7 protein-coding genes and 1 tRNA gene are annotated in these 12,515 nt (G+C 61.2%); 2 read left to right on the top strand and 6 right to left on the bottom strand.

Going from position 1 to position 12,515, the window contains the following annotated elements:
• Positions 1–59: 59 nt before the first annotated feature.
• From AC27VO_RS14930 to AC27VO_RS14905, 6 genes are all read right to left on the bottom strand, one after another.
• A tRNA-Thr gene (locus tag AC27VO_RS14930) sits at positions 60–135 on the bottom strand.
• Between the two features lie 18 nt (positions 136–153).
• Positions 154–1,170, bottom strand: coding sequence for a class 1 fructose-bisphosphatase (locus AC27VO_RS14925; protein ID WP_488667507.1), 1,017 nt, complete (start codon positions 1,168–1,170; stop codon positions 154–156).
• Between the two features lie 98 nt (positions 1,171–1,268).
• A complete protein-coding gene (gene pepN, locus AC27VO_RS14920) occupies positions 1,269–3,959 on the bottom strand; it encodes an aminopeptidase N (protein ID WP_488667506.1) in 2,691 nt (896 codons plus the stop codon).
• A gap of 11 nt (positions 3,960–3,970) precedes the next feature.
• A protein-coding gene (gene prfB / locus AC27VO_RS14915) for a peptide chain release factor 2 (RefSeq protein ID WP_488667505.1) occupies positions 3,971–5,075 on the bottom strand; the annotation gives its coding sequence in 2 pieces (ribosomal slippage) (positions 3,971–4,993 and positions 4,995–5,075; 1,104 coding nt in all).
• 281 nt (positions 5,076–5,356) lie between these two features.
• A complete protein-coding gene (locus AC27VO_RS14910) occupies positions 5,357–7,537 on the bottom strand; it encodes a type IV pilus assembly protein FimV (RefSeq protein ID WP_488667504.1) in 2,181 nt (726 codons plus the stop codon).
• Positions 7,538–7,743: 206 nt separating this feature from the next.
• Positions 7,744–8,790: a DUF72 domain-containing protein gene (locus AC27VO_RS14905; RefSeq protein ID WP_488667503.1), complete on the bottom strand. Its 1,047-nt coding sequence runs from the start codon at positions 8,788–8,790 to the stop codon at positions 7,744–7,746.
• Between the two features lie 179 nt (positions 8,791–8,969).
• Here AC27VO_RS14905 and AC27VO_RS14900 point away from each other — a divergent pair, with 179 nt between their 5' ends.
• Positions 8,970–11,351: a Tex family protein gene (locus AC27VO_RS14900; protein ID WP_488667502.1), complete on the top strand. Its 2,382-nt coding sequence runs from the start codon at positions 8,970–8,972 to the stop codon at positions 11,349–11,351.
• A gap of 290 nt (positions 11,352–11,641) precedes the next feature.
• Entirely contained in the window at positions 11,642–12,439 is a 798-nt protein-coding gene (locus AC27VO_RS14895; RefSeq protein WP_488667501.1) for an HDOD domain-containing protein, read from the top strand.
• The last annotated feature ends 76 nt before the right edge of the window (positions 12,440–12,515 follow it).

Here is a 12,515-nt window from a genome sequence, read left to right as displayed (position 1 = left end):
CGATTCAAAAATAAAAAAAGCCTGCTACTTTTTGAATAGCAGGCTTTCTTTGATTGACTTGGTGCCAGAGACATGAATCGAACACGCGACCTTCTCATTACGAATGAGCTGCTCTACCGACTGAGCTACACTGGCAACAGAATAATATTATAGTTACTTTTGATCTGCTTCGAGGTGATAGCGGGTCACACGTTCCACTTCATTCTTGGCGCCCAGCACCACGGAGACACGCTGGTGCAGCTCGGTAGGCTGGATATCGAGAATGCGTTCGCGGCAGTTGGTGGCAGCACCACCGGCTTGCTCGATCAGCCAGCTCATGGGGTTGGCTTCATACATCAAGCGCAGCTTGCCAGCCTTGCGGGGCTCGCGCTTGTCCCAAGGGTACATGAAGACACCGCCGCGGCACAGAATGCGGTGCACGTCGGCCACCATGGCAGCCACCCAGCGCATGTTGAAGTTCTTGCCGCGTGGGCCTTCTTCACCAGCCAGGCACTCGTCGATGTAACGCTTCATGGGCTCGTCCCAGTGGCGCATGTTCGACATGTTGATAGCAAATTCCTTGGTGTCTTCGGGGATTTTGACGTTCTCTTCCACCAGCACGAAGGAGCCTTGCTCGCGGTCCAGGGTGAACATGGTCACGCCGTCACCCACGGTCAGCACCAGGGTCGTTTGGGGGCCGTAGATGCAGTAACCCGCAGCCACTTGGTGGGTGCCAGGTTGCATGAAGTCGCTGTCGTGCACACCAGGGTGGCCTTCGGGCTTTTTGAGCACGCTGAAGATGGTGCCGATAGAGGCGTTGATGTCGATGTTGGACGAGCCATCCAAGGGGTCAAACATCAGCAGGTATTCACCTTGGGGATAACGGTTGGGCACCACGTAGATGCCTTCCATTTCCTCGGAGGCCATGGCAGCCAGGTGGCCGCCCCATTCATTGGCTTCGATCAGTGTTTCGTTGGCGATGATGTCCAGCTTCTTTTGCACTTCGCCTTGCACGTTTTCGCTGCCGGCGGTGCCCATGACATCACCCAGCTCGCCTTTGTTCACGGCAAAGCTGATGCGCTTGCAAGCGCGGGCCACCACTTCCAGCAGCAGGCGCAGCTGGGGTGGGATGCGGCCATCCACACGTTGTTGTTCCACCAAGTAGCGGGTCAGGCTGACACGACGTGTCATAAGTTTTCTCCTCAAACCAGAGTGCACTGCGGCAATCTGTTCTTTAAAAATATAGCTGCTAGCGCTTGGTGCATAAGCGCTAGCAGCGGTTTTGATGCTTAATCGTTGCCCAGAGCGCGGGTGACAACCTCGCGCACATCGTTGCTCAGATCAGGCTTGGCAGCTACGCGGGCAATGGCTTCACGGGCTGCGGTGCGGTAGGGCTGCGCCAGCTTGCTCCAGCGATCCATGGCGCGCGCCAGGCGGGCGGCCACTTGGGGGTTGATGGCGTCCAGCTCCAGCACGCGCTCGCTCCAGAACACATAGCCGGCGGCATCGCTGCGGTGAAAAGCCCCGGGGTTGGCACTGCAGTAGCTGAAGATCAGGCTGCGTGCGCGGTTGGGGTTCTTCAGGCTGAAGTCTGCATGCTTCATCAACTGCTTGACGGCAGGCAACACATTGCCGCCACGGTCGCAGGTGCTCGCTTGCAGGCTGAACCATTTGTCGATCACCAGTGGCTCGTTCTTGAACAGAGCGTGGAAACGCTCCAGTGCAGGCTTGGCCAGCTCGGCATTGCTGTGCACCAGGGCAGACAGGGCGTTGAAACGGTCGGTCATATTGCCCGCGTCTTTGAAGCGCTGGTAGGCCTTGCCGGGCCAGACAGTGTCGCCCGTAACAGGTGCGGCCAGACACAGCATCAACAACGCAGAGCCGGACAGTGAACGCTTGCCGCAAGAAACGGGGTGGGGCTGATAAGCACCGGTGTCGCCATAGGTCTCGAATGCCCAGGCCCAGTCAGCTTGTAACTGGGTGGCCAGCTGCAGGCGCATGGATTCGCGTACCGTGTGGATGCGCTGTGGGTCCACAACGTCTAGCTGTTCCGCCATATACGCTTCGGATGGCAAGGCCAGCACCAGGTCTTTGTACGCGGCATCCAATTCGGGGTGGCGCAATACATCACGCAAAGCGTTGACAAAGTCAGCGGGCAGGATGTCTGCCGTGACAGGGGCATCCGATTGGATGGCTTGCAGTGCGTAGCGCAGACCCAAGCGTTGTCCGGCTTCCCAGCGGTTGAACGAGTCGGTGTCGCTGGCCAGTTGGGTCAGCAGTTCGGCATCGCTGAATGCGTACTTGAGCACCACGGGAGCGCTAAAGCCTCGCAACAGGGAGGGCACCGGCGCTTGCTGGATGCCTGTAAACACCCAAGTCTGCTCGGCCTCTGTCAGCACCAGCGTACGGTTGGTTTGGCTGTCGCTCTCGCCTTGCAGCTGCAAGGGCAGGGTGCGGCCGTCTTGGCCCAGCAAGCCCATTTGCACCGGAATCACAAAGGGCAGCTTCTCGGCTTGATCTACCGTGGAGGCACAGCTTTGCGACAGGGTCAGGGTATAGGTTTGCGCCGCAGCATCGTATTGGCCAGTGGCGTGGACCACAGGGGTGCCTGCCTGGCTGTACCAGCGCTTGAATTGCTGCAAATGCTGGGCCAGGGGGCTGGCTGGGTTGGCATCGGCAATCGCCTGGACAAAGTCGTCGCACGTCACGGCATTGCCGTCGTGGCGCTCAAAGTACAGCTTCATGCCCTTGGCAAAGCCTTCGCGGCCGACCAGGTTGTGCTGCATGCGCACCACTTCTGCACCCTTCTCGTAAATCGTGACGGTGTAGAAGTTGTTGATCTCGATGTAGCTGTCTGGGCGCACGGGGTGCGCCATGGGGCCTGCATCTTCGGGGAATTGCACGGTGCGCAGCACGCGCACGTCTTCAATGCGTTTGACAGCGCGCGCCGAGGGGGTGCCCGCCATGTCCATGCTGAATTCTTGGTCACGGAAGACCGTCAGACCTTCCTTCAAGCTCAGCTGGAACCAGTCGCGGCAGGTGATGCGGTTGCCGGTCCAGTTGTGGAAGTATTCGTGGCCGACCACGCTTTCCACATTGGCAAAGTCCACATCCGTCGCGGTGGACTGGCTGGCCAACACGTACTTGGTGTTGAAAATGTTCAGGCCTTTGTTTTCCATAGCGCCCATGTTGAAGTCGCTGGTGGCGACGATCATGAAGCGGTCCAGGTCCAGGCTCAGGCCAAAGCGTGCCTCATCCCATGCGACGGAGTGCATGAGCGAGTTCATGGCGTGCTCGGTCTTCTCCAAGTCGCCAGGGCGCACAAACACTTGCAGCAAGTGCTCATTGCCTGCGCGACTTTTGATCTTTTGTTCGCGCGCCACCAGCTTGCCTGCCACCAGTGCGAACAGGTAGCAGGGCTTTTTGTGTGGGTCGACCCATTTGGCAAAGTGGCGACCATCTTCCAGATCACCAGCATCGACCAGGTTGCCGTTGGACAGCAACACGGGGAAAGCTTCCTTGCTGGCACGCAGCGTCACGGTGTACATCGCCATGACATCGGGACGGTCCAGGAAGTAGGTGATGCGGCGGAAGCCCTCGGCCTCACACTGCGTAAAGAACGTGCCTTCGCTCACATACAAGCCCATCAGCTTGGTGTTCTTGTCAGGCGCGCAGGTGGTGAAGATTTCCAGCTCGACAGGGTCATGACCCTCGGGCAGGTTCTCCAGGACCAACTGGTTGCCATCCATCTTGAACGAGGTGCCGCCGCCATTGACCATGACGCGCGCCAAGTTCAGCTCATCACCATCCAGACGCAGCGCCTGTGCGGGCACGTCGGGATTGCGGCGAATGCGCATCTTATTGAGCACACGGGTCTTGGCAGGGTCCAGATCGAACGTCAGATCGACAGTTTCGATCCACCAAGCCGGTGCTTGGTAGTCAGCCCGTTGAATGGCTGTGGCTTGTCCTTCACGCAGCATGTGGTTTTCCCTTAAACGCCTTGCTTGAGCGAGGCTTCGATGAACACGTCCAGATCGCCGTCCAGCACTTTTTGGGTGGCTGAGACTTCAACGTTGGTGCGCAGGTCCTTGATGCGGCTGTTGTCCAGCACATAGGAGCGGATTTGGTGGCCCCAGCCCACATCGGTCTTGGTGTCTTCCAGCTTCTGCTGCTCTTCCATGCGCTTGCGCATTTCGTAGTCATACAGGCGCGAGCGCAGGCGCTGCCATGCCACATCGCGGTTGCTGTGCTGCGAGCGGCCATCTTGGCACTGCACCACGATGCCAGTGGGCATGTGGGTTAGGCGCACGGCAGAGTCGGTCTTGTTAATGTGCTGACCGCCGGCGCCGGAAGCGCGGTAGGTGTCGGTGCGCACATCAGCGGGGTTGATGTTGATCTCGATCGAATCATCAATCTCGGGGTAGACAAACAGCGAGGAGAAACTGGTGTGACGGCCGCCCGACGAGTCAAATGGCGACTTGCGCACCAGGCGGTGCACACCGGTTTCGGTGCGCAGCAGGCCAAAAGCGTATTCGCCTTCGATTTTGATGGTGGCGCTCTTGATGCCCGCCACATCGCCCGGGGTTTCGTCTTCCACGGTGGCTTTGAAGCCCTTGCGCTCGGCGTACTTGAGGTATTGGCGCAGCAGCATGCTGGCCCAGTCGCAGGCTTCCGTGCCACCGGCGCCGGCCTGGATGTCGACGAAGCAGTTCAGCGGATCGGCCTCCTGGTTGAACATGCGGCGGAATTCCAAGTCTTCAATCAAAGGGCGCAGCTTGGCAGCTTCTCCTTCGATGGTCTCCAGACCCGCGTCGTCGCCTTCTTCCTTGCTCATCTCAAACAGCTCGGCGTTGTCGGCCAGCTCTGCAGTGAGTTTTTGCAACGTCAGCACGACGGAGTCGAGGGACTTCTTTTCTTTGCCCAGCTCTTGGGCCTTCTTGGGGTCGTTCCAGACCGCAGGGTCTTCTAGCGAAGCATTGACGGTGCGCAGGCGTTCAAACTTGGCATCGTAGTCAAAGATACCTCCGGAGCTCTTCTGTCCGAGTGGACAGATCGGCGAGGGTGGCTTCGATTTGGTTGATGCGTTCGGCTTCCATGGCTAATTCCTGATTTGTTGTGTGTGGGGGCAGTCGGGCGGCCCTGGAGGCCAACGCGTGTCAAAACTGCGCAAACCGTGATTTTCGCATGTACCGGGAGGCTATGCCCTGAATAAGGCAGCTGCGTCAGGGTGAAAGCGGGGACACAACGAGAAAAATAGTGTGTTGCAGGATGTTCGCGCCTGTGCTGGACACAAAAAAACGCCACGCACCGGGCGGTGTGTGGCGTGGTGTGGGCCTGCGCCCCCCCAGCAACACGGTGCTGTGGGTGCGGTGGTCCTTCAGGGGGCCTTGGGCGGCTTGGGGAGGTCGCGCTCATCCATGTGGAAAGTGTCTGGCGTCTGGCTGTGATCGGGTGGCGTAGGTACACCAGCCGTGCCTCCTGTGCTGCTGCTCCAATCCAGGGAAAGCTCGCTCATCAGCGCTTCGCTGGGTGCGAAGTGCGTGGTGCTTTGAAAGGGCGAATCAGGCAGTGGCTTGGGTGGGGCCAGGGGGGCTTCTGCGGGCGCAGCACTGAGCATTTCCAGATGCGCTTCGTGCAAGGCCAAAGGCGCGCTGGCTGGTTGGGCTGGCGGCGGCTGCGTGGCGCTGGTGGGCAGTACCGGCGCGACCAGGATCTCTGGCAGCGGTGGCTCGCTGGGCGCTGTGCGCATACGGCCGGGCAACTGGCCCCGGCTGGCGGCAGGGGTGGTTTGGGCCACGTTGTAGAGCATGAGCAAGTCGTCAAAGGCCGACAGATCAAAGCGCAGATCGGGGTCCGCATGCGCAGCGGCGGGCTCGCGCACCATCAAGCTGCGCAACAGGGCCTGGACATCATCGGTGGGCCACAGCGACTCGATCTGGCCGAGCACGTCGTGGTAGCCGCTCCACAGGTCATGGCCTTTGCGGGCAAAACCCAGGAAATCCGGCACTTTGACGTTGAAATGGGTCTGGAATTTTTCACGCACCTGATCGAATGCATCGGTGCGCGCCAGGCGGTAGAGCAATTGCAGCAGCTCGATATACGCCAGAGGGGATGAGGCCTCGTGCTCGGCAATATGTGCTTGCAAAATGGCAATGGCCTGGTCGTTCTCGCCAATCGAGGCATAAAACTCCGCCTGCTCTTGCACGTCGAACAGTGCTTGCGCCGTCAATACCTCTGCAGCGATGGCTGTAGACGGGCTGGGGTGGGGCGGGGCGGAGAGCTTTTCAAATTCGGCATACAGCTCATCGGGCATCAACGTGGGGGTGGGGGCCTCGCTGCTGCTCCAGTGGGGCACGGGTGCATCTACGTTCGGCAGTGCAGGGGCAGTGGCCGCGGCGGATACGAGTTCTGTCGCCGGGCTGGCAACGACAGGCTTGACGGCGTTGGAGTGGGTCGCAGGCGATGTTGCGGGGGTAGCTGCGGGCGCCTGGGTGTCTATGGTGGTGGCACTGGCCGAATCTCCCACCGCCAGCACCGTATCGGCCCATGTCGGTTGTGCTTGCTGGCGTGTTTGACGCAGTCGCTGCAGCAACCAGGCGATTGTGGCCAGCGCCAAAGCCAGCATGCCCAGCATCAGGTGTACCCACAGGGGCAAGCCTTGGTTCTGGGCCTGCACCAGCTGGGTTTGCAAGCTGCTGATCTCGGTGCGGTTATGGGTCAGCTGGGTGTGCAGGGCTTGCAACTGCTTTCCCATGGCTTCCAAGCGCGCGGCGTTGGCGTCGAGCAGCAACTGGGTCTGCACAGCGGTATCAGTGGGCGCAGACAGCGCTGTATCGGCCAGGGTGGCCGCTGCGGCGGCCGTGGTTGTGGTTGCAGCAGGCGCGTCGATGCCTTCCAGTGGCTCCACGCGCAAGCGTGGTGTCGTGGTTGGGGGCGTATCGACCTGCGCGGTCTGTGGTGCTGGCGGGCTTGCGTTGTTGGTGGCGTTGGCGGCTTTTGCTGCGGGCGGACTGGTGGGGGCGGCCGTGGTTGCGGTTGCAGCAGGCGGTGTGGCCTTTGCAGCGGCGCTGGGGTTCACCGGGCGCTTGGCGGCGCGCGGCTTGGGCGGCGCACTGGGCCGTACGGCTGCAGGCCGGGCCACGGGTAGCGCGCGGCTTTGAATTTTGTTCAGGTCAATCGGTTCGACAGATGCCGCCAAGGTGGTGGGCGGATCTGCGAAAAAAGTGTAGCTGCGCGCCATGGTCCCTTCACAGCCTGCGTGCAGTTTGACGGTGATCAGCGGCTCATAGACCGGGGTGGTGGTGCGCACGCGCACGGCATGCGCCTGGGGGGTCAGGGTGATGTGGTCGTGGTCGAGTGCGGTGTCTCCCATCCAGACCTCGGCGCGGATGCAGCTGCTGTCGGCGGTGTGGCCTGCGTCGGGCTGTACCTGGAACACCAAGTCCATGGGATGGCCGAGCTGAACGCTGCCGCGGGTATTGCCCAGCGACAAGGCGCTGGCCTGGGTTGCTGCAGCAACGCCACCGGCCAGGAGGAGAAGGTCACGAAGTTTCACCATAAGTTCTTTGCGGTCAAAGCAATTTGACACATGTGCACGGCAGCGTGCACGCAGCGTTGTTGTTACAAAAACTATGGCTTGTTAGTTTTTGTTAGTCAGAATGTGTCAAATTGTCGCGCTTACGGCTTTGTCGTGGGGCAAGTACTTGGTGTCTGTTGCCTGTGGTGAACTGAATGTGAACGATTCATAACTTGCGCAGGGCGCCTTCAGGCGCTGGGCAAGCTGCCCAAAAGGCGCAATTGCTCGGCCAGCCGCAGGATGGACAGGGGCGCGCAGCCCTCGGCATCGTTGCTGATGGTGACAAAGGCCGGTTGGCCTGCACCGGTTATGCCGTGGATGGTGCGGGCCAGCACGGCCAAGGTCTCGGGGTCGGGGCTGCGGATGGCATCAAAAGGCTGGTGTTTTTCTTGCGCAGCGGGGTAGCCAAAAGGGCCAAAGCTGGTGTTGAGGTTCCAGCGGCAGACCAGCGGTGTGGGCCACAGCCTGCGCAGCCAAGGCAGCTGCTGCGCAATGGGGGGCATTTTCCCGTGCAGGCCCAGGCACAGGGTGGTGCCGTGGGCCTGCAAGGTCTGCACCAAGCCGGGTTCCAGCAGCATGGGGTCCCGCACTTCCATCGCCACGATCACCTCGGGCGCCGCTTGCAAGGCCTGGCGCGTGGCTGCCAGCAAGGCGCCCAGCTGGGTGAACAACAGATCCGGGCGGGCCAGCATGTCCCATGGCAGTGGGCTGAGCTGGTAGACCAGCACCCCGAGCTTGTCCCCCAGCCCTTGCAGCGTGGGCTGCACAAATTGCTCGATTGCCAGGCTGGGCTGCAGGAACACGGGGTTGCGCTGCTGGCCCTGGCCATCTTCCCCGCGTACCAGGGCATCGGTCACCACATTGGGACACTTGACCATGAAGCGAAAGTCTGGGGGCACCTGCGCTGCCATCTGGGCATATTGCTCCACGCTCAGAGGGCGCCAGAAGGTGCGATCCACGCAGACGGTACGCATCAGCGGGTGCTGGCTCAGCGCGGCCAGGCCTTTGCGCGAGAGGGTGGACGCGTCATAAGTGCCCTCCCATACCAGGCCGTCCCAGCCGGGGTAAGACCAGGTAGAGACCCCCATGCGCAGCGCAGCGGGCAAGGTGGGCGCCAGGGCCAGCAGCGCGGTTGAGGGCGCAGCAGCCTGCACGCCGGCAGGCCGTTTGACAGGCTTTTTGGGCGGTTCTGGCGGGGCAGGGCTGGCAGCGGTGCCAAACAAATCGTCTTGCATGGGTTCAGAGGTTTAGAGCCATTTTGCCCGCTGACCCATATCTGGCAAGCGCTGATAGCTATCAATTAACAGTCCTGCATGGGGATATGCATTTGCTTGCAGCTGCATGGCAGCAGCCGCTGGCGTCTATGGCACACTTGCCCGTTTTCGGAGAACCAGCGCCGCGGGGCGCAGCACGCATGCAAAAAATCATTGGGCAAATTGCCGCAGAGATCAAAGTCAGTGCGCAGCAAGTCAACGCTGCGGTGGAATTGCTGGACGGTGGGGCCACCGTTCCTTTTATTGCCCGCTACCGCAAGGAAGTGACGGGCGGCTTGGACGACGTGCAGCTGCGCGAGCTGGAGGCCCGCCTGTCGTACCTGCGTGAGCTGGAAGACCGCCGGGCGACGGTGCTCAAGGCCATCGATGAGCAAGGCAAGCTGACCGATGCGCTGCGCCTGGCGATTGCCAATGCGCCCACCAAGCAAGAGCTGGAAGACATTTACCTGCCGTTCAAGCAAAAGCGCCGCACCAAGGGCCAGATCGCTAAGGAGTTTGGCATCGAGCCGCTGGCCGACAAGCTGTTTGCGGACCCCACGCTGGACCCGCACAAGGAGGCGGAAGCCTTTTGCAAGCCCGCTACGGTGCTTGACGATGGCAAACCCGGCCCTGATTTCTCCACCACCTTCGCGGTGCTCGACGGCGTGCGCGATATCTTGAGCGAGCGCTGGGCCGAAGACCCTGCACTGGTGCAAAAGCTGCGTGAGTGGCTGTGGGAGGAGGGCCTGCTCAAGTCCAAGAAGGTGGAAGCCAAAAACGAAAACGACCCTGAAGTTGCCAAGTTCCGCGACTATTTTGATTACGACGAGCCGATTGGCCGCGTGCCTTCGCACCGCGCGCTGGCCGTGTTTCGTGGCCGTGCGCTGGAGATTCTGGAAGCCAAGCTGGTGCAGCCCATCGAGCCAGAACCCGGTCAGCCCAGCCTGGCCGAAGGCCGCATTGCTTTGCATTTGGGCTGGAGCCATGCCAAGCGCGCCAGCGATGACCTGCTGCGCAAATGCGTGGCCTGGACTTGGCGCGTCAAACTGAGCCTGTCGACCGAGCGTGATTTGTTCAGCCGCCTGCGTGAAGATGCTGAAAAAGTGGCGATCAAGGTATTTGGCGACAACCTGCGCGACCTGTTGCTGGCCGCCCCAGCGGGCGCTAAGACGGTGATGGGCCTGGACCCAGGCATTCGCACCGGCGTGAAAGTGGCCGTGGTGGACAGCAACGGCAAGCTGGTGGACACCTCCACCGTCTACCCGCACGAGCCGCGCAAGGACTGGGAAGGCTCGCTGCACACGCTGGCCAAACTGGTGGAAAAGCATGGTGTGAACCTGATTGCCATTGGCAATGGCACAGGCAGCCGCGAAACCGACAAGCTGGCAGCCGATTTGATCAAGTTGGCAGCCAAGGCAGATAAGGACATCACCAAGGTGGTGGTCAGCGAAGCCGGTGCTTCGGTCTACTCGGCCAGTGAGTTTGCCTCGCAAGAGATGCCGGATGTGGATGTGAGCCTGCGCGGCGCGGCCTCGATTGCACGCCGCCTGCAAGATCCGTTGGCGGAGCTGGTGAAGATTGACCCCAAGAGCATTGGCGTGGGTCAGTACCAGCACGACGTGAACCAAAGCGAGCTGGCACGCCAGCTCGATGCGGTGGTGGAAGACTGCGTGAACTCGGTGGGCGTGGACTTGAACACCGCTTCGGCGCCGCTGCTCACCCGCGTGTCCGGCTTGTCGGGCTCGGTCGCCAAGTCGGTGGTGCGCTGGCGGGATGCCAATGGCTCTTTCCAAAGTCGCAAGCAACTGATGGAAGTGTCGGGCTTGGGTGCCAAGACGTTTGAACAGGCTGCAGGCTTTTTGCGCATTCGCGATGGTGTGAACCCCCTGGACATGACGGGCGTGCACCCGGAAACCTATGCCGTGGTGGAGCAGATCATTACGGCCACCGGCAAGCCGGTCGATCAACTCATGGGCCGTAGCGAAGTGCTCAAAGGCTTGAAGGCCGAGCAGTTTGTGACCGAGAAGTTTGGCGCCATCACCGTCAAAGACATCTTGGGTGAGCTGGAAAAGCCCGGCCGTGACCCGCGCCCGGACTTTGTGGTGGCACGCTTTAATGACGGTGTGGATGACATCAAGGACCTGCGCGAAGGCATGACCCTGGAAGGCACCGTCAGCAACGTGGCGCAGTTTGGCGCGTTTGTGGACTTGGGTGTGCACCAAGACGGCTTGGTCCACGTGAGCCAGATGAGCCACAAGTTTGTGGAAGACGCACGCGAGGTGGTCAAGACCGGCCAAATCGTGAAGGTGAAGGTGCTGGAGGTGGATGTGGAGCGCAAGCGCATCAGCCTGACCATGAAGCTGGACGCAGCCCCCGCACGCCGTGATGGCCCGCGTGACAACCGCTTTGAAGGCGCAGGCCGTGGCAACAGCTACGGCGGTGGCCAGCGCGGCGGTTATGCGCAGCCGCAGCGCAACAACCAGCCAGAGCAGCAAAACGCCATGGCGTCAGCCTTCGCCAAACTGCAAGGTCTGAAGAAGTAAGCGCAAACAGGTGCAGCGCTCAGGCAGTGGCTGCACCAGACAGAAGCTGAAGCGAGGGGCTGCACACTGCAGCCCTTTTTTTCGCCGCATGGATGCGGGCCGCTGTAAGCGGGCACTGCACAGCGCGCAATGGCTGGAATTGGCCTGCCAGCCTGCCGCATTTCCAGTCAACAAATTCATGCTGAATGCGACAACGCTGCTAAGTGATACGGCGGCTTTCGCCAGCGCAAGGCTATGCTTGCCGCATTGCCCTGTCCGATTACTTTTTCTTTCCGCGCTGACACCTGTTTATGCACGTTGCTGACGAACTCTCCCTGCCTTGCCAGCCGCGCGTGCTGGCGTTGCTGATGCGGGAGCTGCTCAGCGATACACCCAATCTGCGGCGCTTGAACCAGCTGTTTGCAGGCGATCCGGTGCTGGCCGCGCAGCTGATGGAAAGCGCCAATGCCAGCGCTTTCCAGATGAGCGGCCAGGTGCGCGGCATCTCGCAGGCCCTGGCATTGCTGGGGGTGCGGCAGTTGCGCGCGTTGCTCAAAAAAGCCCAGTCAGGTCTGACCGCGCGGCCCATTGCTGGCGTGGACATGGCGCAGTTTGCCCGTGTCAGCCATGCCACGGCGAAGTTGTCGCGCAGCCTGGCGGGGTTGACGGGGCTGGATGGCTGCGCGGCCTATCTGGCGGCCCTGCTGCATGGCCTGGGGCAGGTTGTACTGCACCAGGTGCAACCAGAGCGCACGGCGCCCATCGATCAGGCCCTGGGTCTGTGGGATCCGCGCCGCCCACGGCTGGAAGCCAAGCACTGGGGCTACAGCGCCAACAGCACCACGGCCGCATTGCTGCGCCAGTGGAATCTGCCGGCCGATGTGGTGGCCGCCGTGCAAGCGATGGAAGCGCCCCTGGCGGGCGAGGCGTTCGACCCCATGGCCGGTGTGCTGCACCTGGCCGTGTGGTGCAACCGCGTCAAGCACAGTGGCTGGAGCGAGCGCACCATGGCCGACGCATTTCCGGTGGATGTGGCATTGGCGCTGGGCGTGGATGTGGACGTGGTCTTGCAGCAAGAGGCCATCGACTGGCGGCAATCCATGTATTGATAGCGCGTAGCGCTTGCTGCATCAGGGCTAGAGCCTTAAAAAGCTAAAAATTCATGCGCAGCCTGGCGTAAAAGGA

This window comes from Comamonas sp. 14P8.1.4 (assembly GCF_057799285.1).
This window is presented reverse-complemented; position numbering and strand designations above follow the sequence as displayed.

Bases quoted from the DNA above. Each gene is read 5' to 3' on its own strand.
- AC27VO_RS14925 (WP_488667507.1), bottom strand. From the start codon at position 1,170: ATGACACGTCGTGTCAGCCTGACCCGCTACTTGGTGGAACAACAACGT.
- pepN (WP_488667506.1), bottom strand. From the start codon at position 3,959: ATGCTGCGTGAAGGACAAGCCACAGCCATTCAACGGGCTGACTACCAA.
- AC27VO_RS14910 (WP_488667504.1), bottom strand. From the start codon at position 7,537: ATGGTGAAACTTCGTGACCTTCTCCTCCTGGCCGGTGGCGTTGCTGCA.
- AC27VO_RS14905 (WP_488667503.1), bottom strand. From the start codon at position 8,790: ATGCAAGACGATTTGTTTGGCACCGCTGCCAGCCCTGCCCCGCCAGAA.
- AC27VO_RS14900 (WP_488667502.1), top strand. From the start codon at position 8,970: ATGCAAAAAATCATTGGGCAAATTGCCGCAGAGATCAAAGTCAGTGCG.
- AC27VO_RS14895 (WP_488667501.1), top strand. From the start codon at position 11,642: ATGCACGTTGCTGACGAACTCTCCCTGCCTTGCCAGCCGCGCGTGCTG.